The organism is Microbispora sp. H10885 (genome assembly GCF_014161415.1).
Lineage (GTDB): Bacteria > Actinomycetota > Actinomycetes > Streptosporangiales > Streptosporangiaceae > Microbispora > Microbispora triticiradicis.
On record NZ_JABBWY010000010.1, the window covers coordinates 85207 to 111324 of the forward strand.

24 protein-coding genes are annotated in these 26118 nt (G+C 73.5%); 8 read left to right on the plus strand and 16 right to left on the minus strand.

Features of this window, described 5'->3' with window-relative positions; all coding sequences use genetic code 11:
• The first annotated feature begins 92 nt into the window (after positions 1 to 92).
• On the plus strand, positions 93 to 572 hold the full coding sequence (locus tag HHX37_RS25850; RefSeq protein ID WP_182881202.1) for an ACT domain-containing protein: 480 nt from the start codon (positions 93 to 95) through the stop codon (positions 570 to 572).
• On the opposite strand, the gene HHX37_RS25855 is transcribed toward HHX37_RS25850, so the two are convergent.
• Positions 563 to 1381, minus strand: coding sequence for a pectate lyase (locus tag HHX37_RS25855; RefSeq protein ID WP_259406781.1), 819 nt, complete (start codon positions 1379 to 1381; stop codon positions 563 to 565). The two genes, HHX37_RS25850 and HHX37_RS25855, sit on opposite strands and share 10 nt — an antisense overlap.
• Positions 1382 to 2001: 620 nt before the next feature.
• Between HHX37_RS25855 and HHX37_RS37930 the strand changes: the two genes are divergently transcribed.
• Positions 2002 to 3543, plus strand: a complete 1542-nt coding sequence (locus tag HHX37_RS37930) for a serine/threonine-protein kinase (protein ID WP_182887116.1) — start codon at positions 2002 to 2004, stop codon at positions 3541 to 3543.
• Between the two features lie 167 nt (positions 3544 to 3710).
• Here HHX37_RS37930 and HHX37_RS25865 read toward each other — a convergent pair whose 3' ends face one another.
• Positions 3711 to 4334: an Lrp/AsnC family transcriptional regulator gene (locus HHX37_RS25865; RefSeq protein WP_259406782.1), complete on the minus strand. Its 624-nt coding sequence runs from the start codon at positions 4332 to 4334 to the stop codon at positions 3711 to 3713.
• Positions 4335 to 4450: 116 nt separating this feature from the next.
• On the opposite strand from HHX37_RS25865, the gene HHX37_RS25870 reads away from it, so the two are divergent.
• Both HHX37_RS25870 and HHX37_RS25875 read left to right on the plus strand, forming a co-directional pair.
• Positions 4451 to 7897, plus strand: coding sequence for an indolepyruvate ferredoxin oxidoreductase family protein (locus tag HHX37_RS25870; protein WP_310740534.1), 3447 nt, complete (start codon positions 4451 to 4453; stop codon positions 7895 to 7897).
• A gap of 13 nt (positions 7898 to 7910) precedes the next feature.
• Complete coding sequence (locus tag HHX37_RS25875; RefSeq protein ID WP_182887117.1) at positions 7911 to 9050, plus strand: acyl-CoA dehydrogenase family protein; 1140 nt, start codon at positions 7911 to 7913, stop codon at positions 9048 to 9050.
• Between the two features lie 27 nt (positions 9051 to 9077).
• Here the strand turns inward: HHX37_RS25875 and HHX37_RS25880 are convergent, their stop codons facing one another.
• Together HHX37_RS25880 and HHX37_RS25885 are read right to left on the minus strand one after the other, a co-directional pair.
• Complete coding sequence (locus tag HHX37_RS25880) at positions 9078 to 9725, minus strand: hypothetical protein (protein WP_182887118.1); 648 nt, start codon at positions 9723 to 9725, stop codon at positions 9078 to 9080.
• A 142-nt stretch (positions 9726 to 9867) separates the two neighbouring features.
• Entirely contained in the window at positions 9868 to 10467 is a 600-nt protein-coding gene (locus tag HHX37_RS25885) for a hypothetical protein (RefSeq protein ID WP_182887119.1), read from the minus strand.
• A 201-nt stretch (positions 10468 to 10668) separates the two neighbouring features.
• Here HHX37_RS25885 and HHX37_RS25890 point away from each other — a divergent pair, with 201 nt between their 5' ends.
• The gene (locus HHX37_RS25890) at positions 10669 to 11007 is read left to right on the plus strand and encodes a hypothetical protein (protein ID WP_182887120.1); all 339 of its coding nucleotides are present in this window, start codon (positions 10669 to 10671) and stop codon (positions 11005 to 11007) included.
• A 109-nt stretch (positions 11008 to 11116) separates the two neighbouring features.
• Positions 11117 to 11692 carry an NAD(P)H-dependent oxidoreductase gene (locus HHX37_RS25895; RefSeq protein ID WP_310740535.1) on the plus strand — a complete coding sequence of 192 codons (576 nt, stop codon included), beginning with the start codon at positions 11117 to 11119 and terminating at the stop codon, positions 11690 to 11692.
• A 48-nt stretch (positions 11693 to 11740) separates the two neighbouring features.
• On the opposite strand, the gene HHX37_RS25900 is transcribed toward HHX37_RS25895, so the two are convergent.
• Genes HHX37_RS25900 through HHX37_RS25945 form a run of 10 tightly spaced genes read right to left on the minus strand, consistent with a single transcriptional unit; the run spans position 11741 to position 21073 of the window.
• A complete protein-coding gene (locus tag HHX37_RS25900) occupies positions 11741 to 12463 on the minus strand; it encodes a VOC family protein (protein WP_182887122.1) in 723 nt (240 codons plus the stop codon).
• Between the two features lie 9 nt (positions 12464 to 12472).
• On the minus strand, positions 12473 to 13093 hold the full coding sequence (locus HHX37_RS25905) for an HAD family hydrolase (protein WP_182887123.1): 621 nt from the start codon (positions 13091 to 13093) through the stop codon (positions 12473 to 12475).
• A 10-nt stretch (positions 13094 to 13103) separates the two neighbouring features.
• Positions 13104 to 14186 carry an MSMEG_0565 family glycosyltransferase gene (locus tag HHX37_RS25910; RefSeq protein WP_182887124.1) on the minus strand — a complete coding sequence of 361 codons (1083 nt, stop codon included), beginning with the start codon at positions 14184 to 14186 and terminating at the stop codon, positions 13104 to 13106.
• Complete coding sequence (locus tag HHX37_RS25915; RefSeq protein WP_259402205.1) at positions 14183 to 15013, minus strand: carbon-nitrogen hydrolase family protein; 831 nt, start codon at positions 15011 to 15013, stop codon at positions 14183 to 14185. Before HHX37_RS25915 ends, HHX37_RS25910 begins: the two co-directional genes overlap by 4 nt.
• 2 nt (positions 15014 to 15015) lie before the next feature.
• On the minus strand, positions 15016 to 15861 hold the full coding sequence (locus HHX37_RS25920) for a carbon-nitrogen hydrolase family protein (RefSeq protein ID WP_182881193.1): 846 nt from the start codon (positions 15859 to 15861) through the stop codon (positions 15016 to 15018).
• Positions 15858 to 17354, minus strand: coding sequence for an MSMEG_0567/sll0787 family protein (locus tag HHX37_RS25925; protein WP_220503161.1), 1497 nt, complete (start codon positions 17352 to 17354; stop codon positions 15858 to 15860). The genes HHX37_RS25920 and HHX37_RS25925 overlap by 4 nt, the downstream gene beginning before the upstream one ends.
• A complete protein-coding gene (locus HHX37_RS25930; RefSeq protein WP_220503162.1) occupies positions 17324 to 18385 on the minus strand; it encodes an MSMEG_0568 family radical SAM protein in 1062 nt (353 codons plus the stop codon). Before HHX37_RS25930 ends, HHX37_RS25925 begins: the two co-directional genes overlap by 31 nt.
• Before the next feature lie 4 nt (positions 18386 to 18389).
• Positions 18390 to 18905 carry an MSMEG_0572/Sll0783 family nitrogen starvation response protein gene (locus tag HHX37_RS25935; protein WP_111702059.1) on the minus strand — a complete coding sequence of 172 codons (516 nt, stop codon included), beginning with the start codon at positions 18903 to 18905 and terminating at the stop codon, positions 18390 to 18392.
• Positions 18906 to 18930: 25 nt separating this feature from the next.
• Complete coding sequence (locus HHX37_RS25940) at positions 18931 to 19746, minus strand: amidohydrolase family protein (protein WP_138460864.1); 816 nt, start codon at positions 19744 to 19746, stop codon at positions 18931 to 18933.
• 4 nt (positions 19747 to 19750) lie between these two features.
• Positions 19751 to 21073: an MSMEG_0569 family flavin-dependent oxidoreductase gene (locus HHX37_RS25945; protein ID WP_182887125.1), complete on the minus strand. Its 1323-nt coding sequence runs from the start codon at positions 21071 to 21073 to the stop codon at positions 19751 to 19753.
• A gap of 217 nt (positions 21074 to 21290) precedes the next feature.
• Between HHX37_RS25945 and HHX37_RS25950 the strand changes: the two genes are divergently transcribed.
• Complete coding sequence (locus HHX37_RS25950; RefSeq protein WP_182881191.1) at positions 21291 to 22172, plus strand: DMT family transporter; 882 nt, start codon at positions 21291 to 21293, stop codon at positions 22170 to 22172.
• 334 nt (positions 22173 to 22506) lie between these two features.
• Positions 22507 to 23199 carry a lytic polysaccharide monooxygenase auxiliary activity family 9 protein gene (locus HHX37_RS25955; RefSeq protein WP_111702065.1) on the plus strand — a complete coding sequence of 231 codons (693 nt, stop codon included), beginning with the start codon at positions 22507 to 22509 and terminating at the stop codon, positions 23197 to 23199.
• An 80-nt stretch (positions 23200 to 23279) separates the two neighbouring features.
• Here HHX37_RS25955 and HHX37_RS25960 read toward each other — a convergent pair whose 3' ends face one another.
• Entirely contained in the window at positions 23280 to 24839 is a 1560-nt protein-coding gene (locus tag HHX37_RS25960) for a M28 family metallopeptidase (protein WP_182887126.1), read from the minus strand.
• A 165-nt stretch (positions 24840 to 25004) separates the two neighbouring features.
• Positions 25005 to 25862 carry a D-alanyl-D-alanine carboxypeptidase family protein gene (locus tag HHX37_RS25965; RefSeq protein ID WP_259406783.1) on the minus strand — a complete coding sequence of 286 codons (858 nt, stop codon included), beginning with the start codon at positions 25860 to 25862 and terminating at the stop codon, positions 25005 to 25007.
• Positions 25863 to 26118: the final 256 nt, after the last annotated feature.

Below are 26118 nucleotides of genomic sequence, written 5' to 3' on the forward strand. Positions count from 1 at the left end.
TGCCGGAGCCCCCATGTGCGGCGGCCGGACCGCCTCGTGAGCTCGTGCTCGTGACCGGTGGCCCGGTGAGGCGCGCTTGTAGGCTGCGGATCGTGAGCGGCGAGACCGACCTGCGTGAACTGCTGACCACGATGCGCCCGCGGCCGAATCCGGGGCGCTACGTGTTCACCACCGTCGACGGCGAGATCCCGCCCGGGGTCCGTCCCGTCGTCACGGTGGCGGAGGACGAAGGACTCACGCTGGTCGTGCCGCAGCGGGACGCCGACGCGGCGGGACTGAAGTACGACTACGTCGCCGGGTGGATCACGCTGGGGGTCCACTCGGCGCTCGACGCGGTCGGGCTGACCGCCGCCGTCGCGCGGGAGCTCGCCGCGGCGGGCCTGAGCTGCAACGTCGTCGCCGGTTTCCACCATGATCACCTCTTCGTGCCGTACCGGCAGGCCGCCCGGGCGGTGCGCCTGCTGGAGGACCTGTCGCGACGGTCGGGCCGGCCCCGGCGGCGGGAAGGGGAGCCGCCGCCGGGACCGGACGTCATGGACGTCATGGAGGGCGCGGACCGGGTCTACCGGTAGACGATGTCCGACGACGAGTAGAGGCAGTTGACGCCGTCGGCGCCGCTGCCGATCCGCGTCGGCTCCCCGCTGGTCACGCCCTTGTACTTGTCGCAGACGACGACCTTCCTGCTTCCGTCGTTCACGATCGTGATCTGGGAGAAGCGCGCCGTGTCGCCGTAGTTGGTGTTGATGCCGGCGAGGACCTTGCCCGGCGTGGTCGCGGTCACGTTCTGGATGACGACGTTGCGCTTGTACTGCTTGGAGCAGTTGCCGCACGACCGGTAGAGCTTGCCGAAGTTCTGCACCTGGAAGTTCTTGATGACCATGGTGCCCGGGCCGTTGTGCTGGAAGACCTTGTCGCTGGCCGCCCTCGCGCCGCCGCCGTCGACGGTCATCGTCTGCGACGACGAGGTGCCCTTGAAGGTCGCGGCGTCCTCGCCGACGTCCTCCCACCACACGTTCTGCAGCGTGCAGGTGCCCGTGCAGTGGATGCCGTCGGCCGCCGGGGAGCCGAGGACGACGTTCTTCAGCACGGCGCCGTCGGCCAGCTTGAAGATCGGCGACTGGCCCTCCTGCTGACCGCCGGAGCCGAGGGCGCCGGTGCCGTAGTAGCGCTTGAGCTTCCCGTCGTACGTCCCCGAGACGCTGATCGTGGCGCCGACGGCCTGCTGGCCGCTCGGGGACGGCCAGGAGGCCAGCCGCGCCGCCGCCGGGGCGGCGGCGGGGACCGCCGACGCGGAGGCGCTGAAGGCCGGAGCGGCCGTCAGCGCCATCCCCGCCGCCGAGGCGGCGAAGAGCGCCGTACGGAGTCTTGCGAACGTGGTCAATGCACACTCCAGTGAGGGACACGGAGGCGAGGCCGCCGTGTGCGGTGGTGCCGGCCGAGGTTCCCCGGTCGGCTTGTTCGCGTGTGTGAGCCGTACGCAGATGGAGGAACAGGCTGGGGAACGACGGATCCGTGGATCCGGTCACCTGTTCGCCTCCGGTGCTCGCGGCGCGGCGTTCCCGCCCGGTTCACACTGATCGAGCCGTGGACGTGACGGTCCAGGCACGTGAAACCCACGGCCCGCCGCGTCGCCGGAGGCGGCACGCGTGCCACTTCCGGCGACCCCCGCCACCACCACCGACCAGGCAGGGGAGCCGTCTCGGGACAGTGTGAAAACGACCATGAAAGGTGTCAAGGCACGAAAAGCCTGCGTGCGCTCCGCCGCTCCCGGCGCGCTGACGGGCCGGGGCTACGGGCCCGGAAGCCGCACTGGTACGGCGCGCGCCGGGCCACCGGTGTGCGGTGGCGGGTCCGCCCCGCGTCGCGGGCCGATCCTCTGGAAGTTTCAGGGATCTTCGCCCGGGCCGCCGTCCCAGGGTGAGCCGGCACGCGCTCTCTCCCGGCCTCGGGGGAGGATAGGTTGGCTCCCGATCATGTGCGCGAGGCTGGGAGGTGCGGGACGTGGTGCCGTCCGTGCTCGGCGGTCGTTACGAGCTGGAGGGGCTGATCGGCCGGGGCGGGATGGGCGAGGTCTGGCGGGGCCGGGACCTGCGGGCCCACCGCCCCGTCGCGGTCAAGATCCTCGCGCCGCAGGTCGCCGGGGTCGCGTCACGGGAGCGCTTCGCCCGCGAGGCCCGGGCCGCCGCCCGGATCGTCCACCCCAACGTGGTGACTGTGCTGGACATCGGTGAGGAGGACGCCCGGCCGTACCTGGTGATGGAACTGCTCACCGGCCGCAGCCTGGCCGACGAACTGGCCGACCGGGGCCGATACTCCGTGGCGGAGGCGTGCGACCTGACGAGCCAGGCCGCTGCGGGCCTGGACGCCGCGCATCGCGCCGGGGTCGTGCACCGGGACGTCAAGCCCGCCAACCTGCACCGGACGGCGAACGGCGCGCTCAAGGTGGTCGACTTCGGCGTCGCGCAGGTCGCGACGGAGGCGGCGCGGCTCACCGCGGTGGGCGCCGTCGTCGGCACCGCCGCCTACCTGGCTCCCGAACAGATCGAGGGCCGGGGCGCCGGGGCGGCCTGCGACCTCTACGCGTTGGGGTGCGTCTGCTACGAGTTGCTGTGCGGGCACCCGCCGTTCACGGGATCGGCTCCGGAACTGGTGTACCGGCACATCCACCAGGCTCCGGTGCCGCCGAGCCGGCATCGGCCGGAGATCCCCGCCGAGCTGGAGCGGCTGATCATGGCGCTGCTGGCCAAGGACCCCGCCGCCCGCCCCGGAGCGGAGGTCGCGCGCCAGGTCCTGGCCGCCGTAACCCTCACCGCCCCACACCCGGCCGCGAGGCCCCCCGCCGCCGGGGGCGGCGCCCGCGCGGGGGACACCGCGCTGCTGGACGTGCCCTCCTTCGGCGGGCCGCCGCCCGTTGGGCAGGAGTTCGACGGGCCTCGGTACGGCGGGCCGCCGCACGGGCCACTTGATGGGGGGCCATACGGCGGGCCGGCCGGGTCGCCGGCTGCGGGCGGGTCGCCCGAGCGGCGGACGCTCATCCGGCTGGGGGCGGCGGTGGCGGGCCTGGCCGTGATCGTCATCGGGGTGGCGGCGCTGTCCGGCCCCGGAGAGCGGAGCGGGTCCACGGCCGCCCCCACGGCGACGACCACCCGTGCCGAGACCTCGCCCACCCCCACGCGGACCGCCTCGCCGCGCCCGACGCCCGCCACGCCGCGGGCGTCCGGCAGGCCCACGCCCGCGCCCCCCACCCCGGTGCGTCGCGTCTACGGGGGATATCAGGAGTGGCTGGCCGCGTTCGACCACGCCGTACAGGAGCAGGAGAGCCGGGGCGGCATCGAGCAGGGGCTGGCCCGCCGGGCGCACGACACGATCAGGAAGGCGGCCAGGGACCTCCTCCACGACCGGGGCAGAGGCCGGGGGGACAAGGGCGCGAGGCGCGTCTACGACCTGGTCCGCGAGCTGCAGAAGGCGCACCGCGACGGCCGCCTCGCCGACGGCCCGCTGACGAGCTTCCTCGACGCCGGCGTCGGCGTCCGGCCGAACTGACCGTTCCCGGGCCGCCGAATCCCCGGGACGCCCGCGACGCGAGACGCCCGCCACGGCCGCGGCCGCCGGGATCCTCGGGACGCATCAGCCGCGAGACGTCCGGAACCGCCGGGCATACGGGGAGCGAATGCCGGGGGCGGGGGGGTCCCGCGAGGCCTCCGGAGGCGTCAGCGGGGAGGGCGGCGACCGGGCTCTCCGGCCGGGCCGGTGTCTCTGGCCGACCCTGTGTCTCTGGCCGACCCTGTGTCTCTGGCCGACCCTGTGTCTCTGGCCGACCCTGTGTCTCTGGCCGACCCTGTGTCTCTGGCCGACCCGGTGTCGCGGGTCCAGGAGCCGAGCACCAGCAGGGTCTTGGTGCCGGTCACGTCGCCGGCGCGGCGCAGCCGGTCGATCACCTGCTGAAGGTGGCTGAGGTCCCGGACGCGGACGTGGATGAGCGCGTCCGGATCGCCGGCGATCGTGAACACCTCCTGCACCTCGGGCACGTCCGTGGCGGTACGAATGATCTTCGCGACCGGGGTCGTGCCGGGATACCGCAGTTCGGTGAACGCCTCGATGCCCCAGCCGAGCTTGGCGTAGTCGACCCGCACGGTGAAGCCCGTGATGACGCCGATCTCGCGCAGCCGGTCGACGCGCCGCTTCACCGCGGCCACCGACAGGCCGATCTCGGCCGCCATCTCCGAGAAGGTCCTGCGCCCGTCCTCGCGCAGCAGACGTAGCACCTGATGGTCGATCTCGTCTATCTCCGCGATGGGGCCACCTCCGTAACCGACGCAAAGAACAGTACTCATATGAGAGCGATTCTTCATAGTTTTGCGTCGTGGCCGCCGTCTGCCGCGCCGTGCTTGCGTACGGGGCGGGAGATTGCTGTGCTGTGGGTCACCCCCCAGTAGCCCAGGAGGTTCGCGTGAGTGTGAGCATGTCTCCGCGTCCCGTCTCGCTCGACGACAGGTACGCCGCCGAGAGCGGCACCGTGCTGATGTCGGGCGTCCAGGCGCTGGTCCGCCTGACACTTGAGCAGCGCCGCCTGGACGCCGGGCGCGGCCTGGACACGCGGGTCTTCGTCTCGGGATACCCCGGCTCGCCGCTCGGCGGGGTCGACCTGGAGATGGCGCGGGCCGCGCGGTTCCTGGCGGAGGCGGGCGTGGTGGCCAGACCCGCGCTGAACGAGGAGCTCGCGGCGACGGCGGTCGCCGGCACGCAGTTGCTCGACCAGCTGCCGGGCCGCCGGCACGAGGGCGTGACCGGCTTCTGGTACGGCAAGAACCCCGGCCTCGACCGCGCCGCGGACGCGATCCGGCACGGCAACGTCGCCGGGACGGCGGCGCTCGGCGGCGCGGTGGCCTGGATCGGCGACGACCCCGGCAGCAAGTCGTCGACCGTCCCCAGCACGTGCGAGCCGATGTGCCAGAGCCTGTCGATGCCGCTGTTCGCCCCCGGATCCGTCGCGGAGATCATCGAGCTCGGGCTGCACGCCGTGGCGCTGTCGCGGGCCACCGGGCTGTGGGCCGGGATGAAGATCGTCACCGACGTCGCCGACTCCTCGGCGACAGTCGGCCTCGGGCCGCTCCGCGAGGGCGTCCCCGTGCCGGACCGCACCCCCCGGGGCGCGCCACCCACGCTGGTCGGCCCGGCCTCGCTCGACGCCGAGCACGACATGCTCACCCGCAGGCTCGGCCTGGCCCGCGAGTACGCCCGCGCCCACGACCTCAACCGGGTGACGCACGACGCGCCGCGGGCCACGACGGGCGTGCTCGCGTCCGGCACCTCCTACGCGGTGGTCCTGCGCGCCCTCGCCGACCTCGGCCTGGACGAGACCGCGATGGACGACCTCGGCCTGCGGCTCATCCGGCTCGCCATGCCGTTCCCCCTCGCGTACGACCACCTCGCGGCCATGGCCGCGGGCCTCGACCGGGTGCTGGTGGTCGAGGACAAGGTGCCGTTCCTGGAGGGCCATCTCAAGCAGGCGTTGTACGACACCGACCACCGGCCCGACGTCGTCGGCCGCGGGCTGCTGACCGCCCGTGGCGGCCTCTCCGCCGAGGACGTCGCCGAGGCGCTCGCCGCCTGCCTCGGCAAGGAGCGGCTGCCCCGCCGTACGGTGGTCCTGTCCGCCCGTCCCGCGATGCGTCCCCTGCTTCCGCTGGTGGCGGCCCGCACGCCGTACTTCTGCTCGGGCTGCCCGCACAACATCTCCACCCGCGCCTCCGATGACACCCTGGTCGGCCCCGGCATCGGCTGCCACGCGATGGTCGCGCTCCACACCGAGGGGCGCGGCAGGCAGGTCGGCATCACGCAGATGGGCGGCGAAGGCGCCCTGTGGTTCGGCCTCGCCCCCTTCACCTCCGACCGGCACTTCACCCAGAACCTCGGCGACGGCACCTTCCATCACTCGGGTTCGCTGGCGATCCGCGCCGCCGTGGCCGCCGGCGTCTCGATCACCTACAAGCTGCTCTACAACGACGCGGTGGCGATGACCGGCGGGCAGCGCGCCGAGGGCCGCCTCGACGTGCCCGCGCTCACGCGGTCGCTGGCCGCCGAGGGGGTGCGCCGGATCGTGGTCACCACGCCCGAGCCGGAGACCTACCGCGGCGTCCGGCTGGCGCCGATCGCGTCCGTACGGCACCGCGACGACCTCCAGGAAGTGGAACGGGAACTCGCCGAGGTCGACGGGGTGACCGTGCTGGTCCACGACGACCGCTGCGCGGCGGAGGAGCGACGGCTGCGCAAACGCGGCAAACTGCCCACGCCGACGGCGAAGGTGGTGGTCAACGAGCGGGTGTGCGAGGGCTGCGGCGACTGCGGCGAGGCGTCCACCTGCCTGTCGGTCCAGCCGGTGGAGACCGAGTTCGGCCGCAAGACCCGCATCCACCAGGCGTCGTGCAACTCCGACCTGAGCTGTCTCAAGGGCGACTGCCCCTCGTTCCTGCTCGTCGAGCCCCGCCCGCGGGTCCGGGACGCGGTGCCCGCGCCGCCGGTCGCGCTGACCGAGCCGGCGCCGAGGTTCTCCGGGCGGCCGGTTCTGCTGCGGCTGCCCGGCATCGGCGGCACCGGAGTGGTCACCGTCTCACAGATCCTCCAGATGGCCGCGCACCTGGACGGCCTGCACGCCGCCGGGCTCGACCAGACCGGGCTGGCGCAGAAGGGCGGCCCGGTCGTCAGCGACGTGCGCCTCTCCCCGCACCCGATCACGGGCTCGGTGCGCGCCACCCGGGGCGCGGCCGACGTCCTGCTCTGCTTCGACCTGCTCGGCGCCGCCGCGGACGGCACCCTCGCCGTCGCCTCACCCGGACGCACGGTCGCCGTCGTGAACACCGCGATCGTGCCGACCGCCGCCATGCTGACCGGCCGCGCCGCGCTTCCCGGGCCCGAGGACGCGCTCGCCCGCCTGGAGTCGGCCACCGTGCCGGGCGGCAACGTCCACCTGGACGCGGGCGCGCTGTCCGACGCGCTGTTCGGCGACCACATGCCCGCCAACCTCCTGCTGGTGGGCGCGGCCTACCAGCACGGCTGCCTGCCGCTCTCGGCGGACGCCATCGAGCGGGCGATCGGGCTCAACGGGGCCGCCGTCGAGACGAACCTCGCCGCCTTCCGGTGGGGCCGGGCCGCCGTACTGGACCGCGAGGCCGTGTTCGGGGCCGTGTTCCGGGCCGCGACCCCGGGGACCGCGGCCCTGCACGAGACCCGGGAGGAGACGGCGGAGGAGACCCTGGAAGACACGCTGGCCGTGCGAACCGCCGACCTGACCGGATACCAGAACGCCGGGTACGCCGGGTCGTACGCCCGCGAGGTGCGCCGGGTGGCCGCCCTGGCCGCCGAGCGCGCGGGGGAGAAGGCGGGCGACCGGATCGCGATCGCGTACGCCCGGGGGCTGCACAAGCTGCTGGCGTACAAGGACGAGTACGAGGTCGCGCGGCTGCACCTCGACCCGGTGGAGCGCGCCAGGCGTGAGCGGGAGTTCGGCGCGGACGCCGACGTGTCGGTGCTGCTGCATCCGCCGCTGCTCAGGGCGATGGGCCTGAAGCGGAAGATCAGGCTGCGCCGGTCCGCCGGCGTCGTGTTCCGCGGGCTGCGCGCCGCCCGCGCGCTGCGGGGCACCGCTGCCGACGTGTTCGGGTACGCCGCCGTCCGCAGGGTGGAGCGCACGCTGCCCGGGGAGTACCGCGAGCTGGTGCGGCGGGCCCTCGACGGGCTCACTCCGGCGAACGCCGCCGCCGTCGCCGAGATCGCCGCGCTGCCGGACATGATCCGCGGCTACGAGGGCATCAAGCTCGCCAGGGTGGCCGAGTTCCGCGACCGGGCCGCGACCCTTCTCGCCCGGCTGGACGACCCGTCACCCGTGGAGGCACAGTGATTGGGGAGGCACGGTGACTGTCGAGCGGCTGCTGCCGGGGCAGGACGCCCGGGACCTGATCGAGCTGACCCGGGAGATCGCCGACAAGGAGCTCGCCCGCCGCGTCGACGAGCACGAGCGCGCCGAGACCTATCCCGAGGGGCTCTTCGCGACGCTCGGCTCCGCCGGGCTGCTCGGCCTGCCCTATCCGGAGGAGTACGGCGGGAGCGGCCAGCCGTACGAGGTGTATCTCCAGGTCATCGAGGAACTCGCGGCGCGGTGGGCGGCCGTCGCGGTCGCGGTCAGCGTCCACACGCTGGCCTGCTTCCCCCTGGCGGAGTACGGCACCGCCGAGCAGCGGGAGCGCCTGCTGCCGGACATGCTGGCCGGGCGGCTGATCGGCGGCTACAGCCTGTCGGAGCCGCAGGCCGGCTCCGACGCCGCCGCCCTGACCTGCAGGGCCGAGAAGACCGAGGGCGGCTACCGGATCACCGGCACCAAGGCGTGGATCACGCACGGCGGCCGGGCGGACTTCTACGCGCTGTTCGCCCGCACCGGCCCGGGCTCGCGCGGCGTCTCCTGCTTCCTCGCACCCGGCACGGCCGAGGGCCTGACGTTCGGCCGCCCCGAGGAGAAGATGGGCCTGCACGCCATCCCGACCACCACCGCGCACTGGGACGGCGCGGTGATCGAGGCGGACCGGCTCATCGGCGCGGAGGGACAGGGCCTCTCCATCGCCTTCGGGGCGCTCGACTCCGGCAGGCTGGGCATCGCCGCCTGCGCGACCGGGCTCGCCCAGGCCGCGCTCGACGAGGCCGTCGCGTACGCCAAGGAGCGCGAGACGTTCGGCAAGAAGATCATCGACCATCAGGGGCTCGGCTTCCTGCTCGCCGACATGGCCGCCGGAGTCGACGCCGCCCGCGCCACCTACGTCGACGCGGCCCGCCGCCGCGACGCCGGACTGCCGTACAGCAGGCAGGCCAGCGTCGCCAAACTGGTCGCGACCGACACCGCGATGCGGGTCACCACCGACGCGGTCCAGGTCTTCGGCGGGTACGGCTACACGCGCGAGTTCCGGGTCGAGCGCTATATGCGCGAAGCCAAGATCATGCAGATCTTCGAGGGCACCAACCAGATCCAGCGCCTCGTCATCAGCCGCCACCTCGCCAGGTAGCGCATCGACCTGGTCGAAGCGCCACCGTCACTGGAGGCTGGGCAGCCTGTAGACCCAGTACGCTCCCTGCCGGCCCGAGATGTCGTACGGCGTCCGCACCGCGTCCGGATAACCGTACGTCGTGGGGATCTTGTTGCCCCGTGTCCTGTCCAGGGAGGCTTCGGGGGTGTCGTAGACGCTCTCGACGGTGAAGGGGACGTTGCTCCCGGCCTCCTTGGCCGCGGCGAGGAGGTCGCTCTGGAAGATCCGAAGGCGGGCCTGGCAGCCCGTGCACGGCCCGATGTTGCTGATCAGGATGACCTGGATACTTTGGGCGGCGACGGTGAATCCCCGGCCGGTCATCCATTCGTAGGCCTCGAGCAGAGTGGTGACCTCGCTGTCCTGCTGCGAGAGCTTGGCCTCGTCCACGCTGATCTCCGCGGGACGTTCGGCACCGTCTGCCCTCGTGAGGGTGTAGTAGCCCTGGCCGGACCTGGGCGCCGCGACCGGGGTCAGGTAGCAGCTTTCATCGTCGCCCTGGGAAGGGATGTTGCCGTCGACGATCACCATGATCCGGGAGTACAGCCCGGGTTCCCCTACCTGATGGTCCTTCGCGGCGAGCTGGTGGACTACGGCCAGTTCCCGCACGATCGCCTGGGTTCGCGCGTCAGAGCCCTGAGCGTGAGTGTGTGACATCGTTGTCCTCTTCGATCCGGGGACTCCACCTTCTCACCGGGGGAGAGGTAATCAAGGGGTGCCGGTGTCCTGTTCCGGCCAGCACCGCAGGCAGTGGCCCTGTCGCCGCATATCCGTACCGATCCGAAGCCGGTTCCACGGCTCAGCTGATCCAGTTGACGAGAACGCCTATGGGCACGGACGCCACCAGGCCGAGCGCGAAGAACAGCAGCTGCTGGCGCCGTTCGGCGCGAATGGTGGCCTTTGTCTCACCGATCAGAATCTCCCGGATCTTCTCGGCCTGCTCCTTGTCGACTTCGAGAAGCTTCTGCTGCCGTTGGGCTTCGGTGAGGAGAGTTTCGCGGGCCGCCTGCTGCGCTTTGAGATCGCGCTGGAGCTCGTTCATCAGGGTCGCCGCTTCGGTGAACGCGTCGCTGACTGCTCTGATCCGGTCGTTCAGCCGCTTGCCGGGCTCGTCGGCGGCCGCGTCGAGTCGTCGCCGGTCCCGGCCACGTCGCAGCCGATCCAGAACTCCGAGGGCGACATACGGCATCGACAGGAGGGCACCAGTCAAGATCCAGACAGGGCTCAGCGGGTTGATCGCGGGAGCTGGAATCCGATCGATCAACGTATAGGCGGTGGCGACGGTCAATGCGATGGCAGAAAGAGTCGCGGCCTTGTACAAGCCTTGTAAGAGGCGCCTGCCGTACTTGGAGAGCGGGGAAGCCGGGTGGCCGGAGGAGGCGTCCGAGTCATTGCTCATGCCTCAATTGGACCCCGTCGCCGTGCCGCCAGAAGGATCTTCGGCCAAATCATGCGGATCTTCGAGGGCGGCGATCAGAGCCGGCGCCGCGTCGTCGGCCGCCGCCTCGCCCGCTGACGACCGCGTGCGGCACCGGGCCCACGCGTTAGTCTCGCTCCGGAGCCTCATACCTGGACGACGCGGACGGAGGTGTGTGCGGCGATGACCGAGACAGACCCGCACATCCATGTCGAGCAGAAGGTCATGCAGGCCGGTGCCGTCTACCGCGGTCTGCTCGCGTCGTCGCTGGGGCGCGCGCCCGACGCGCCGAGCGTCGTCACCACCGGGTGCGGTCTCCAGGTGCCGTACGCGATGACCTCGCCTCGTCCGGAGAGCGTCACCTGCCTCGCGTGCCGCGAGCACGCGCACCGGGAGCACCTGCGCTACGCCGAGCAGGTGGAGCGCCTGGGCGGGATGCCCGGCGCGCCCGTGACCGGGGCTCAGGCGGCCGAGGCCGCGCGATGGGCCCGCGACGTCGCGAAGCGGTTCTCGGGCCGGTAACCCGCAGGACACCGGGCCTCCCGGGATGGGGAGACCCGGTCGGCGCCCGTTCCGATCACGGCGTACCGTGGTGGGCGTTATATCCCTTGGAGCGCTAAATGGGGGAATCGTGGGGAAGCCGGTTCTGCAGATCGTCGTCGCCAGCACGCGACCGGGGCGGACGGGGCTGCCGGTCGCGCGGTGGTTCCGGGAGCGCGCGGTCGCGCACGACGCGTTCGAGGTCGAGCTCGTCGACCTGGCGGAGGTGAACCTCCCGTTCCTGGACGAGCCCCACCACCCCCGGCTGCGGCAGTACGTCAACCAGCACACCAAGGAGTGGAGCGCGACCATCGAACGCGGCGACGCCTTCGTGTTCGTCACCCCGGAGTACAACTACGGCTTCAACGCGGTGCTGAAGAACGCCATCGACTACCTGCACCACGAGTGGCAGTGCAAGCCGGTCGGGTTCGTCAGCTACGGCGGGGTCTCCGCCGGGACGCGCGCGGTGCAGATGCTCAAGCAGGTCGTCACCACGCTGAAGATGGTGCCGGTGTCCGAGGCGGTCTCGATCCCGTTCGTCACCCAGTTCGTCGACGCGGAGGGCGACCTGCGGCCCAACGACGTGATGGACAGCTCGGCGGACGCGATGCTGGCCGAGCTCGCCCGGCTCGCCGCCGCGCTGCGGCACCTGCGCCCCGCCGCCTGACGCCCGGGAACGCGGCGGGAACGCCGCCGGGAATCAAGCCGGGGGTGGTCACCCGGGCAGGGAGCCGGTCTCCGGGTCCCGTCCGGTGAGGCAGTAGACCCCGCCGGCCGGGTCGCGCATGACGATCCAGTGCCGCCCGCGCGCCACGAACGCCGCCCCGTGCCGCTCGTGCCGTACGCGGGCGGCCTCGGGATCGGCGCAGGCCAGGTCGACGTGGGCGGTGCGGCCCGGCCCGTCGCCGAGTCGCTGCAGCAGGAGGCGTACGGGCATGTCCGGGCTTCGCAGCACCGTGAACTCGGGCAGCGAGCCGTTGAGCGGGGGCCATCCGGTCAGCGCCGCCCAGAACGCCACCTCCTCGCCGTACGCGCCGGGGGCGATGTCGAGGCAGACCTGGTCGAGGCGGGTGGCGGCGAACACGGGCGGCCGCCGGGCCGCTCCCTCCCACGGGGTGAGGCAGAACGCCCTGCCCTCGGGGGAGCGGAGCACGGCCCAGTCGCCGTGGTCGGCCGCGACGGCGGCGCCGAGCGCGACGGCCCTGGTCACCTCCGCGCGGACGTCGTCCACCTCCAGATCGACGTGGGCGCCGCCGCCGTCGCGTACGGCCTGGAGCTTCACGCAGGCGTCGCCGTCCTCCGGCAGCAGCGTGGCCCACTCCCCGTCGCCGCCCCGGCGGGCCGACAGCCGGGTGCCGGTGACGGCGGTCCAGAACGCCGCGCCCGCCGCGAACCGATCACGGGGCCGGTCGACATAGGCCACGATCCAGCGCACCATGACCGGAGCCTAGTCCGCCAGCAGGGGGAGCAGCGCCGCCTCCAGGTCCGCCGGCACGCGGTAGTGGACCCCGGTCATGCCGAGGGCGCTCGCCGCGGCGACGTTCTCGGCCCGGTCGTCCACGAACAGGCACCGCTGCGCGGGCGCGCCCGCGTGCTCGACGGCGATCTCGAAGATCCTCCGGTCGGGCTTGACCACGCCCACGTCGTAGCTGCTCACCACGTGATCGAAGGCGTCGTGCAGCTCCAGCTCACGCAGGTGGGCGGCCAGCTCGGAGGTCGCGTTGCTGACGAGCACGACGGGGACGCGGGCGCGGGCCCGCGTGAGCAGCGCCAGCACCTCCTCGTCGGCCCAGGTGCGGGCCGTGACCCACTCGTCGATCAGCGCGCCCGCCCGCGCCGCCGAGCCCACCAGCTCGGCGAGCACGGGCACGGCCGACGCCAGCCACTCCTCGCGGGTCACGAGCCCGGTCAGTGCGGGGACCACCAGCGCCGAAGCGCCGGTCACCCGGGCCACCGTCCCCGGCTCCACCCCGTACGCCTGCTCGATCTCCGCCTGCTGCTCCAGGTCCTGCAGTTTCAGGACGCCGTCGAAGTCGCACAGCACCGCGTCGAATGGTCTGCCCGCCACGCTTCAGAGCCTACGCGGCCAGTGCCGTGTAGAAGGCGATGTGGCGTTCTGCGGCGGCGGACCAGGTGTGGCGGGCGGCGAGCTCCCGGCCCGCCGTACGCCTGCCGGGGTCGTCGCCGGCGAGGGCGTCGCGAAGCCCGGAGGCGAGGGCGGGCGGACCGGCGGCGAAGCGCGCGGCCGGGCCGAAGACCTCCCGCAGCACGGGCAGGTCGCGGACCACCAGGGGGACGCCCGCCGCGAGCGCCTCCATCGCGGCGAGGCCGAAGCCCTCCTTCAGGGAGGGGAAGGCGAAGGCGTCCGCGCCCGCCACCAGCGACGGCAGGTGGGCGTCGGGCACCGGGCCGAGGACCACCGGGCCGGCGCCCAGCTCCGCCGCGCGGGCCTCCCACCGCGCCCGGTAGTCGCGGTAGTCGAAGAGCGTCTCGCCGCCGGCGATCACCAGCCGGACGTCCGGGTGCGTCCCGCGCAGCAGCGCGTACGCCTCCAGCAGGTCGAGCGAGCCCTTGCGCGGCTCGATGCCGCCGACCGTCAGGACGTAGGTCCCCAGGCGGCGGCGCCACTCGCGGACGGCGGCCGGGTCGGCCGACGCGAACCGCTCGGCGGCGACCCCGTTGGGGATCACCGTGGCCCTGATGCCCCAGCCGGTCTCCAGTTCGGCCGCCACCGCCGCCGACACGCAGACGTGCGCGTACGGGGTGACGATCGCGCGCTCGTGGCAGGCGGCCAGCTCGGGGGTGGTGAAGTGGTCGATGTGGTGGACCGTGCGCACGCAGTCGCCCGCCGCGTTGGCGCTGATGCAGTCCTGGGCGTGCACGACGTCGTAGGCGGCGGCGGCCGGGGCGAAGGCCGCGCGCAGCACGGCGATCGACCGCAGCACCCGCGCGCCGACGGACTCGCCGGGGATGTCGGGGAACGGCACCACCCGCAGCCGTACGGCGGGCTCGACCGGGCGGAAGAACCCCGCGTCGCCGCCCCGGCCGAGCGTCCACACCGTCACCCGCTGCCCGGCCGCCGCCAGCGCCTCGGCCAGGGCGAGGGTGTGCACGACCCCGCCGCGCGGCTTGGTCGAGTAGCTGAGCAGCGCGATGTTCATGTGGCGGTCTCCCGGTAGACGTCCGGCCTGCGCTCCCGGATGTGGTGGAGGATGCGCCGGGCGCGGTCGATCTCGGCCGCGACGTCGATCTCGGCGACGGCGAGCCCGGCCTTGGACCAGGTGCGGGCGAGCACGTCGCCGCCCGGGCCGACGACCTTGGCCTGCCCGAGGAACCGCATGCCGCCCATCACCCCGGTCTGGTTGGAGGAGGCGAGCACGACCTGGTTCTCGGCGGCCCGCGCCTGGTCGTACAGGTCGAACAGGCGCGACTGCCGGTCCTGGGCCATCCGCGGCGCGCGGTTGGTGACGCTGGTCGGCCAGGCCGACAGGCAGGCCAGGATCTGCGCGCCGCCGAGGGCGAGGCTGCGGGCCGACTCCGGGAAGGTCTTGTCGTAGTCGATCAGCATGCCGATCCGCCCGGCGGGGGTGTCGAACGCCTCGAACCGGTCGCCGGGCGCGTAGGCCGCCGTCTCGCCCGCGGGCAGGTGCACCTTGCGGTGCAGGCCGAGCACGCCGTCGCCGCTGACGCAGACGGCGGCGTTGTAGCGGGCGTCGCCGCCGTCCTCGCAGAACCCGACGCACACGACCATCTCGGCGGCCAGCGCCGCCACGCGGGCGATCACCGCGTCGTCCGGCTTCAGCGCGGGCGGCAGCGCGTCGGGGTCCGGGCGGCGCAGGTCGGCGAGGTAGCCGCCGAGCGCGGCGTCGGGCAGCACCAGCAGCCCCGCGCCCGCGCCGCGCGCGTCGGCGATCAGCTTGGCCACGCGGGCGAGGTCGAACTCCAGGTCGCGGCCGAAGTGGGCGGCCGCGGCGGCGATCCGCAGCATGCTCACGATCGGCCTTCGCGCGGCGGCCCGTACGTCTCCGGGCGGCGGTCGCGCAGGTGGCCCATCGACCGGCGGGCGGTCTCCAGCGCCGCCGGCACGTCGATCTCCGCGACCGCCATGCCCGCCCCGACGCCGGTCCCGGCGAGGATCTCGCCCCCGGGCTCCACGACCTTCGCGCTGCCGACGAAGCGCAGCGACCCGAACGTGCCGGCCTGGTTCGCCGACAGCCAGACGATCTGGTTCTCCAGGGCCCGCGCCCGGTCGAACAGGTCGAACCGCCGCTTCCAGCGGTCCCGCTCCAGATCCGGCGCCGCGTCCGTACGGGACCCGGGCCAGGCCGACACGCACACCCCGATCTGCGCGCCGTCCAGGGCCAGCGCGCGGGCGGCCTCCGGGAACGCCTTGTCGTAGCAGATCATCATGCCGATCCTGCCGACCGGCGTGTCGAAGGCGCGGAACCCGTCGCCGGAGGAGTAGCTGGCGTTCTCGCCGAGCGGCTGGTGGACCTTGCGGTGGTTGCCGAGGACCCCGTCGCCGCTCACGCACACCACGCTGTTGTAGCGGGCGTCGCCGCCGTCCTCGCAGTAGCCCGCGACCACGACCATGTCGCCGGCGAGCGCGGCCAGCCGCCGGATCTCGGGGCCGTCCACGGCGAGCGGGGGAGGCCCCGCGTCCGCGGCGTCGCCGTCGAGGCTGAGAAGGTAACCGCCCAGGCACGCCTCGGGCAGCGCGAGCAGCCGTACGTCGCCGGTGCGGGCCTCCTTGATCAGGCGTTCGGCGACCGCGAAGTCGTCTTCGAGGTCGCGGCCGAACCCGGCGGACACCGCCGCCATGCGAAGGGCGCTCACGCGGTCCCCAATCCGGTCACCGGGCCGCCCACGGCCTCCGTGACCTGTCCGTCGGGCCAGCGCAGCGACACGCCCCGGCCGGTGGTCAACTCACCGCAGACCCGCGAGACGGCCGGGCCCGCGGGCGGCGCCGGCGCGTCCGGCCGGTCCGCCGTGAGCATGCCGAAGCCGGGAAAACAGGTGAGCCAGTCGCCCATGGAGGCGGCGGCCGGGCGCGGCACCGCGGCCACGTCCAGCACGGCCCCGCAGCCGCCCGCCTCGGCCAGCATGCCGAGCGTGCCGGCGATGCCGGCCATCGACACGTCCTTGGCGGCGGCGGGCCGGGCCGCCGCGACCGCGCCGAGCATCTCGCGCAGCTCGTCCGTACGGCGGCCGGTGGTGGAGTCCCACTGGCGGCCCCGGTACCCGGGCCGCCAGCCGCCGCCGAGGTCGGCGGTGAGCCGTACGGCGTGGCCCGGGCGCCCGCCGCCTCCCGGCACCGGCCGGGCGGTCCGTCCCAGCGCGGTGACCGACAGCGCCGCGGGAACCCCGAGCTGCGTGTGCCCGCCGAGCACCGGCACGCCGTACGCGCGGGCGGCCCGTGCGAGGCCGCCGATCACCCGGGCGGCGTGCGCGGCGTCGGGCGCGGCGAGCGCGTCGAGCAGCCCGGCCGGGGCGGCGCCCATCGCGGCGAGGTCATTGAGGTTCACCAGGACCGAGCACCAGCCGGCCCACTCCGGGTCCCGCTCGACCATGGACGGCACGATCGCGTCGCAGGCGGCGACGAGATCGCTGCCGGGCACCGGCGCGCCGTCGTCGCCGACGAAGCCCGGCCCGCCCAGCCGTGCCGGACCGCCCGGCAGGGCGGCCAGCAGCGGGCCGAGCGCCGACTTGGCCGCGGCCGCCTGCGCCGCGATCCGGCCGATCGGGTGGCGCATCAGCACGTGCGGCGCGCCCGCGACCACCGCCGGCCGCACCCGCGCCCATCCGAGCCGCCGGAAGAACGCCTCCGCCCCGGCCCGTACGGTCGCCTCGAACCGCAGCGCGCCCTCCGCCTCGGCGCGGGCGCAGGCCGCCCGCACCAGCGCCGCGCCCGCACCCCCGCCCGCATGCCGCGTGCCGCGGGCGGCGGGGGCCACGACCAGCCGTCCGCCCGTCCACCAGCCGATGTCGGGGCCGTCGCCGGCCGGGCCGAGCCGCACCCCGCCGGCGACCGAGCCGGCCGGGTCCCTGGCCACCAGCACGACCGTGCGCGGGTCGTCGTCCCGGTCGTCGAGGTCGTGGCCCTCGAACAGGCCCTGCTCCCGGACGAACGCCTCCCGGCGGAGGCGGTGGTAGGCCGCCAGCGTCGCGGCGTCCCCGGCCTGCTCGATCCGGATGCCGGTCCGGCGGGACAGCGTGCTGTGGTCGCCGAGCAGCGCGAGGATGTCGGGCGGGGTCTCCCGCGCCGGGGCACGCGTGCCGCCGTCGAGGTACACGGCCCTCACCCGCCCGCCGCGCTCAGCACGCCGCACGCTCCGCAGGCGGCGCAGCCCGCGCCCTGGTCCGCGCCGCGCATGCCGGCCGCGCGCAGCAGCGCCGCCACGCTCTCGGTGACGTGCCGCAGCAGCCCGGCACCGGGCGCGCCGATCCCGTCGCGGGCGGCGAGCGTGCCCCGCATCGGGCGGAACGGGACCACGAAGGGGTAGACCCCCCGGTCGATCAGCCGGCCCGCGCCCGCGATCAGCTCGCCGGGGTCCTCGCCCAGCCCGACCAGCAGGTACGTCGAGACGCGGTTGCGCCCGAAGACCCGGACCGCCTCGTCCCAGGCGGCCTCGTACTCGCGCAGCGGCACCGACGACTTGCCCGGCATCCAGCGCCGCCGCACCTCCTCGTCCAGGGACTCCACGTGGATGCCGATCGCGGTGGCCCCGGCTTCGCGCAGCGCGCCGATCCAGGCGAGGTCGCCCGGCGGCTCGCACTGCACCTGGATCGGCAGCCCCGGGACGGCCTCCAGCACGGCGCGCACGCACCGCGCCAGGTTCCGCGCCCCCCGGTCGGGCCCGGCGGTGGTGCCGGTGGTCATCACCATCTGCCGGACGCCGTCGAGCCGCACCGCCGCCTCCGCCACCTCGGCGAGCTGGGCGGGCGTCTTGGCGGCGGTCGTGGCGCCCGACCTCAGCGACTCCTCGATGGTGCAGAACCGGCAGCGGTCGGCCTCGCCGTACCGGACGCAGGTCTGCACGACGGTCGTGGCCAGCACGTCGGCGCCGTGCAGCCGGGCGATCCGCTCGTAGGGCACGCCGTCGGCGGTGACCAGGTCGTAGAACCGGGGCCTGCGGACGGGGACCAGCGTGACGCCGGTGTCCTGCTCGCCGAGCCAGACCGTGCCGTCCCGCACCGTGAACGGGCTGTCGGGGTTGACCGGGAGCGCGGCGCCGGCGCCGTCCACGAGGACGTGGCCGTCGCCGCTGGGCCCGGCGCCCTCCGGCCGCCGCACGGGGGTGTCCAGCGCCACGCCGCGCAGGGCCAGCTCGGCGCGGGTCATGATCCGTACGTCGGTCACGGCGCTAGAGCTGGTAGGTGGAGTTGATGACGGCGCCCTTGCGGGCGTAGTGGATCAGCGCGTCCTGCACGTCCAGCGGGTGGGTCGGGATGACGCCCTCGATCAGGTCCTCCTCGCGGGCGCCGTGCAGGGACAGGCCGAAGCGGCAGCAGTAGACCTTCCCGCCTTCGGCGATGAACGTCTTGAGCTGGTTGTTGATGTTGTGCTCGCCGGGGAAGGCCGAGTTGCCGGTGGTCGGGAAGCCGCGGGTGGCCAGGCAGTTCAGCGAGCCGGGGCCGTAGAAGTAGATGGCGGTCTCGAAGCCCTTGCGCAGGGCGCGGGTGGCCTGGAGCACGGCCACGAAGCTCACCGACGACTCGTGCGCGATGCCGTGGACGAGCGTGAAGTACGACTCGCCGTTCTCGGCCTTGTAGTCGGGGAAGACCTTCGTGGTGCCGTAGATGGTGGAGCCCTCGGGCAGCGACGGGTGGGGGATCTCCTCGATGCTCTTCTTCTCGAGGTCGGTCATGTCGACGGTCACGTGCGTCTCCTTCGAATAGGTGGGATCAGTCGTAGAGAGAGGCGAAGGTGTCGTGGAAGACGAGGCGGCCCAGTTCGCCGCCGCCGGTCGCGGCGCGCATCCGGGCGTGCTCGCCCGCGAAGTCGCCCCACGGCTGGTCGCTGGCGAACAGGACCCGGTCGTGGCCGAGGCCGCGCCGCTCGATCTCCCGGGCCAGCCAGTACGGCGCGAAGCCGATGGCCCAGGACAGGTCGGTGTAGACGCGCTTGCCGGCCGCGATCCAGTCGAAGAACCGGGAGCCGGCCAGCTTGATGTGGCCGCTCATCCCGCCGCCGAAGTGCACCAGGTGGACCGGCACGCGGTCGGCGTACCACTCGACCAGGTGGCCGACCTCGTCGATGTCGGAGGCGGCGCCGGGGGAGGTGTGGACGTGGACGACCAGCCCGTGCCGCGCGGCCGCCGCGAAGATCCGGTCGAGTCCGGGCCGGCAGGCGGGGTCGGTGGGACGGCCGCCCAGGAGGAAGCTGAGCTTGAGGGCCCGCACGCCCGCCTCGCCCGCCAGGGCGAGGGCGCGGGCGGTGCGCTCCTCGTCGCGCGGCAGCGGCGAGACCCACAGCCCGGCGCGGACGCGGTCGTCGGCCTGCGCCGCCTCCAGCGCGAGTTCGTTCAGCGCGAAGGCGGCGTCCGGGTCGGGCACGCCGTAGTTGGGCAGCACGAGCGCCCGCTCGGTGCCCTCCGCGTCGAGGTCGGCGATGAGCCGCCTGACGGTGGCGCGGGCGGTGACGTCGGGGTTCACGGGAGGGCCGCCATAGAAGGGGTGGGCGGGCAGTACGCCGATGTGGCGGTGCGCGTCGAAGACCACGGCGTCACCCGACCGGGAGAGCGGGGGAGAGTCCGGCGGGGGCCCCGGTGAGCGCCCCGCACACGTCGGCGAGCCTTCGGGACGCCTCGATGTGGGCGGCCAGGAACTCGGCGTCCCGGCCTACGGCCGCCAACCGGCCCGAGCCCCACGTGTGCTGCCAGGGCAGCCCGAGGAAGTGCAGCCCCGGGCAGCTCGTCACGCCGCGCCAGTGCATCGGGTAGCCGCGCCCGTCGAACGCGGGGATCTCGATCCATCGGTGGTCGCGGGTGAACCCGGTCGCCCAGACGACCGAGGTGACCCCGGCCTCCGCCAGGTCGAGGTGACGCACCGGCTCGCCGGGTTCCCAGACCGGGACGTAGCGGGGCTCGGTGGGGGCGGCGACGCCGTGGGCCGCGATGTGGGCGTCGATGGCGTCCTTGATGCCCTCGGCCACCGCGTCGGCCCGGTCGAGGTTGTCCTTCAGGTCGCCGGCGAACTCCAGCCTCGTGCCGTCCACGCCGGTCAGCCGGCCGTACAGGCGCATGCCGTCGCGGGCGAAGGCCCGCAGGTCGATGTCGCGCCCGCCGTCGCGGCCGGTGACGTAGTGGTTGGCGCGCATGCGCACGGCGTCGGCGTCGCCGAACTCGTCGATGCTCCTGGTGTAGTGGCCCATGTCGTGCAGCCACGCCACGCAGTCCCGGCCGCGGTAGAAGCGGGCCACCCGGGGCGCGCCGCCGACCGCGAGATGCACCCGGCGGCCGGCGAGGTGGAGGTCCTCGGCGATCTGGCAGCCCGACTGCCCGGTGCCGACCACCAGGACCTCGCCCTCGGGCAACTGGGCCGGGCGGCGGTAGCGGGAGGAGTGGACCTGCTCGACGCCGGCCGGCAGCCGCTCGGCCAGGCGGGGCAGCGACGGCGCGTGGTAGGGGCCGGTCGCCACCACCACCTGGTCGGCGGTGAGGTCCCCGGCGGTCGTCGCGAGCTCGAAGACCCCGCTCACGGCCCGCCGAAGCCGGGTCACCCGTACGCCCTCGGCCAGCGGCGGCCCGAAGGAGGCGGCGTAGTCCTCCAGGTAGCGGACGACCTCCTCGCGGACCATGAAGCCGTCGGGGTCGGCTCCCTTGTAGGGGAAGCCGGGCAGGTCGCACTGCCAGTTGGGGGTCACCAGGCAGAAGGAGTCCCAGCGGCGCTCGCGCCACTCGTGGCCCACCCGGTTCGCCTCGACGACGACGTGTTCGACGCCGCGCCGGCCCAGGCAGTGGCTGATCGACAGCCCGGCCTGTCCGCCGCCGACGACCGCCACCGGGTAGTGTGCCCCGGCGAGCCGCGGCGTGCTGTGTGCTGCCATCCGGACCTCCAGGCGGTGCCATCGCTCTCGTGACGGCTACTTCAGTCCGGGCGTGTTACCGATCGGCGGCATCCGGAATAAAAAGCGGTTACCGATCGGACACCCTGCGTCACCGCACGGGGTGATGGACACGTCGTACGCGACCCGGGCGGGACCGGGGACGGGCGCATAACCTGGGAGGACGCGACCGGCGCGCGAGGGGGTGGGGCGCGGGATCATGACCGTCACGGTGTTCCTCGGCCTCGCGGCGGCGGCCCTCCTCGGGCTGGGCTTCGTCGCGCAGCAGCACGTCGCGTACACCGAGCCACTGGGCGAGATGCTGCACGTGCGCCTGCTGCTCGACCTCGCGCGCAAGCCGGTGTGGCTGGCCGGGATCGCCCTGATGGTCGGCGGCCAGATCGCCGGCGCGCTGGCGCTGCGGCGCGCCGACGTGGCGTCGGTCGAGCCGCTTCTGGCGACCAACCTCATCTTCGCCCTGGGCGCGGCGGCCCTGCTGTACCAGGAACGCCTGGGCGGGACGGAGTGGCTGGGGGCGGTGCTGGTCAGCGGGGGCGTCGCCGCGTTCCTGGTGGCCGGGCGCCCGCACGGGGGCGGGATGCCGGCGTCGGGGTCCCTGGCGTGGATCGCCGTGCTCGTCGTGGTCGCCGTCGCCGCCGGAATGGTCGTGGTGGCGCTGCGGGTGCCCCTGCAGACCAAGGCGATGCTGTTCGCCGCCGCGGCCGGGGCGTTGTACGGCCTGCAGGACGCGCTCACCCGCGGAGCCCTGCTCACGCTGGCGCGGGGACCGGGGGCGCTGTTCGCCTCCCCGCAGCTCTACGCGCTGCCGGTGATCGCGGTGACCGGCATCCTGCTCAACCAGAGCGCGTTCGACGCCGCGCCGCTGCGGATCTCGCTGCCCGCCACCACCGCGACCGAGCCGATCGTCGGCATCCTCCTCGGCGTCGCCCTCTTCGGCGAGCGCCTGCGCGTCGACCCGCCCGCCCTGGCGGGGGAGGTAGGCGGGCTGGTCGCGCTGGTGGCGGGCATCGTGGTCCTCGGCCGCTCGCCGTTCCTGCACAAGTCGGAGCAGGGCCCGAGCGGCCGCCCCGACCCGTCGTGATCAACCCCGTCGTGATCCGCGACGGCCGGCTCCCTCCCCGCTGCAAGCCGCCGCCCGCCCGGCCGGGCGGCGCTTGGGCGGCGCTCGTGCCGCGCTGAAAGGTACATGGGCGGCGGGTCCGGTTCCGCCCCCCGCACGGGTCGCGGTGTCCCGCTGTGAACGGCCAGGTCGGACGGGCCGTGCCGCGGGCCCGGTGTCCGGGCGGCGGTGCGGCGATGGATCTTACAGGCATGAGTAAGGCTTGCCGACTCCAGCCTGTCGGCTACGATCGCAGCAACTCGGGAGCGCTCCCCATCTCGCCCGGAACCCCCCACCGGAAGATGGAGACCCAACAGTGCACACGCAGTCACAGCCCCACGCACAGCTCCACGCACGCCCCCGCGCCCGCCGCTGGGCCCCGCGTCTCACGGCCCTGCTGACCGCGTCGGCGGCCTGCCTGGCCACCTGGACGGGCGCCGCCCTCGCCCACGGCTCCGTCATCGACCCCGCCTCCCGCGTCTACGGCTGCTGGCAGCGCTGGGGCAACGACTTCCAGAACCCGGCCATGGCCCAGCAGGACCCGATGTGCTGGCAGGCGTGGCAGGCCGAGCCCAACGCCATGTGGAACTGGAACGGCCTGTACCGCAACGGCCTCGGCGGCAACTTCCAGGCCGGCATCCCCAACGGGCAGCTGTGCAGCGGCGGCCACGCCGAGAGCGGCCGCTACAACGCGATGGATGCGGTCGGCGCGTGGAAGACCACCACCATCCGCAACAGCTTCACGGTCAAGCTCCAGGACCAGGCCAGCCACGGCGCCGACTACTTCCTCGTCTACGTGACCAAGCCGGGCTTCGATCCGACCAGGCAAGCCCTGACCTGGAACGACCTGCAGCTGCTGACCCGCACCGGCAGGTACGCGCCGAGCCAGAGCTACTCGATCAACGCCAGCACGTCCGGGCGCAGCGGCCGGGCCGTCGTCTTCACGATCTGGCAGGCCTCGCACATGGACCAGGCGTACTTCATCTGCAGCGACGTCGTCTTCAGCTGACGGCGGGGTGAGACGCGGCGGGCCCCGCCGGACGCGAAGTCCGGCGGGGCCCGGAGGACGCCCCGCGTGTGGCCGGGGGATCAGCTCGCGGTCAGGCCGTGCCCGTGGTCCGCGTGGGCGCCTGCGGAGGCCGCGGCGGTCCGGGCGGTGGGCCGGGTGTCCGGCCCGGGCAGGTCGCGGCTGAAGGCGTAGACGACGGCCGCCGTGGCGATCGCGCCGGTGTTCAGCGCGAGGGCCTTGTCGTTGACGTTCGCGATGGTGTCGCAGGCCTTGTGGTAGCAGGAGTCGTACGCCTGGCCGGCGGTGCCGCCGAACAGCGCCTGCTCCTCGGGGGTCTTGACGCCCTCCGCGCCCGTGAACAGCCCGCCCGCGGGAATCCCGGCGTCGATGAACGGCCCGTAGTCCGACCGCCCGTCGAAGTCGGTGCCCACGTGGCCCTGCCGGATGGTGTCGAAGTACTTCACGAAGAGCTTCTCGATCTCGTCGGAGCCGGCCGGTCCGGCGGGCGCGCCGGTGGCGTCGGAGTCGTCACCGTCGTAGATCTTGAGCGCGTAGTTGGGGGAGGCGACCATGTCGAAGTTCAGATACAGCTTGATCTTCGCCAGGTCGGCCGGCGACAGGCTCGCGACGTAGTGCTCCGAGCCGAGCAGGCCCAGCTCCTCGGCGCTCCAGAAGGAGAAGCGCAGCGCGTTCCGGGTCGGGACGGCGCCGAGCTTCGCGGCGACCTCCAGGATCGCGGCGCTGCCCGAGCCGTTGTCGTTGATGCCCGGCCCCGGCACCACGCTGTCGAGGTGCGCCCCGATCTGAACCACCTTGTTCGGGTCGCCCCACCTGGAGTCGGCGATGACGTTGTGGGTGGTGCGGATCTCGCTGGTGGTGCTCGTCCTGACGTGGACGACGGTCCCGGCGGTGCCGGCCAGCTCCTGGCCGACCGCGAAGCTCACGCCCACGACGGGGATGTGCACGGTGGGCGCGCCCAGCGTGCCCTGCAGGGTCTCGGTGCGCCCCGGCTGGCCCTCGTTCATGATGATGACCGCGGCCGCCCCGGCGGCCTGCGCGTTCTCCGCCTTGACCTGGAAGGTGCAGGTGCCGCGCTGGACCAGCGCCACCGAGCCGGCCGGGAACGAGGCGAAGTCGGCGGCCTCGCAGCCGGAGGTGGAACTGCTGGGCGTCGGCCCGGGCGGCAGCATCAGGTCGACGTTCCGGACGGCGGCCGTGACGTCGCCGGAACCGGAGTAGGTCATCGTCGCGAACTCCCCGACGGTGCTGCCGTCCGGCGGAGTCGGCGCGTACGTCTTCGGGGTCGGCGCGGTGCGCTCCAGCGACGCGGTGGCGTTCTCCTTGAAGAACGGGAACTCGAACGCCTGCAGGGTCACCTTGTAACCGGCCTTCTTCAGCACCCCGGCGACGTAGTCGCGGGAGGCCACGTGGCCGGGAGTGCCGGCGGCCCGGGTGTGACCGTTGGCGTCGGCTATCTGCTGCAGCTTCGTCAGGTGCTTCTTGACCGCGGACGCGACGATCGTCTGCACGACCCCCGCGGGGTCGGGGTCGGCGTTCGCCGGCGCGGCGGGCAGGAGGGGAAGCACGAGGGCGGACGCCGCGACGGCGACTGCGCCCCGCATGCCGAGGGTGGCGCGCATTGGGCTCTCCTTCGGGTCCAATGACGATCCGAGACGGCCCAGCAGACTGGAGACCGAGATCGGCCTCCGCTGGACACTGATCGGGAAACTAACCGCGTTCCGCCGATGTGGGAAGGCCCTCTTTTCCGGAGTGTTTTCCGGACGCCACCTTTTCTGGTGAAGAAATCAGCTTTCGGCCGCCCAGTCGAGCAGAGATCCGGCGGTGTCCCAGCGGCGGCTGGAGTCGTCCTCGCCGAGGATGACGCCGACCAGCCGGTGGTCGTGGCGGTCGGCGGCGAACGCCAGGCAGAACCCGGCGGCGTTGGTGAAGCCGGTCTTCACGCCGATCGCGCCGGGCAGGCCGAGCATGTGGTTGGTGTTGGACCAGTCGTACCTGCCGTCGCCGGTCGAGTGCTGCCGGGTCGAGGTGATCTCGGTGAAGACCGGGTCGCGCAGCGTGATCGCCGCGAGGCGGGCCTGGTCGCGGGCGGTGGAGTAGCCGTCGCCGGCGCGCGTGGGCAGCCCGTCGGCGTTGACGTAGAGCGTGTCGTTCAGTCCGAGGCTCTTGGCGGTGGCGTTCATCTTGGCCACGAAGCCGTCCACTCCCGGGCCGTACACACGGGCCAGGGCGTGCGCGGCGTCCGCGCCCGAGGGGAGCAGCAGCGCGTAGAGCAGTTCCCGGACCGGAAGGGTGTCGCCGGGTTCGAGATCGGCCGTCGTGCCGTCGTTGTTCCAGGCGTACTCGACATCCTCACGCTTGATCTTGACCTGGTCGTCGAGGTTCGCCTCCCGCAGGACGACATAGGCGGTCATGATCTTGGTGAGACTGGCGACCGGCATCCGCTTGCCGGCGTTCTTGTCCAGCAGTTCCCGTCCCGTGGTCGCGTCGAAAAGATAGACGGCCCGGCCGTACGCGTGCGGCGCCGTGTACGCGGGAAACGCCGTGGTGTGCTCGCGGACCAGAGCGGCCGGGCCGGGAGCGGCCGTGGCGGGCTGCGCGAGCGCGGGCGACGCGACCCCCGTGAACAGGGCAAAGGCCGCCATGGAGACACCAAGGAAAAGCTTACGGGTCGGCATGCGTTTCAGCGTGCCATGACGATTCCTGGCCTTCAGGCGATTAATAGCAAAATATTGGCAAAACGCGTGACTAATGTGACTTCTGGGGGTTTAAGGCATAAGTGGTGGTGCGGCGAGGGGTGCGAGCGTGCGAGCGCCGCGGGGCCGGATACGTATTCCTGCCGATGCGCCGGGCCGCCCGGGTTCCCTACCGTCGAGGACGCCGACGAGACCCCGAGGTGAG

Bases quoted from the DNA above. Each gene is read 5' to 3' on its own strand.
- HHX37_RS25865 (WP_259406782.1), bottom strand. From the start codon at position 4,334: ATGAGTACTGTTCTTTGCGTCGGTTACGGAGGTGGCCCCATCGCGGAG.
- HHX37_RS25880 (WP_182887118.1), bottom strand. From the start codon at position 9,725: ATGTCACACACTCACGCTCAGGGCTCTGACGCGCGAACCCAGGCGATC.
- HHX37_RS25885 (WP_182887119.1), bottom strand. From the start codon at position 10,467: ATGAGCAATGACTCGGACGCCTCCTCCGGCCACCCGGCTTCCCCGCTC.
- HHX37_RS25890 (WP_182887120.1), top strand. From the start codon at position 10,669: ATGACCGAGACAGACCCGCACATCCATGTCGAGCAGAAGGTCATGCAG.
- HHX37_RS25900 (WP_182887122.1), bottom strand. From the start codon at position 12,463: ATGGTGCGCTGGATCGTGGCCTATGTCGACCGGCCCCGTGATCGGTTC.
- HHX37_RS25910 (WP_182887124.1), bottom strand. From the start codon at position 14,186: ATGAACATCGCGCTGCTCAGCTACTCGACCAAGCCGCGCGGCGGGGTC.
- HHX37_RS25915 (WP_259402205.1), bottom strand. From the start codon at position 15,013: ATGCTGCGGATCGCCGCCGCGGCCGCCCACTTCGGCCGCGACCTGGAG.
- HHX37_RS25945 (WP_182887125.1), bottom strand. From the start codon at position 21,073: ATGGCAGCACACAGCACGCCGCGGCTCGCCGGGGCACACTACCCGGTG.
- HHX37_RS25950 (WP_182881191.1), top strand. From the start codon at position 21,291: ATGACCGTCACGGTGTTCCTCGGCCTCGCGGCGGCGGCCCTCCTCGGG.
- HHX37_RS25960 (WP_182887126.1), bottom strand. From the start codon at position 24,839: ATGCGCGCCACCCTCGGCATGCGGGGCGCAGTCGCCGTCGCGGCGTCC.
- HHX37_RS25965 (WP_259406783.1), bottom strand. From the start codon at position 25,862: ATGGCGGCCTTTGCCCTGTTCACGGGGGTCGCGTCGCCCGCGCTCGCG.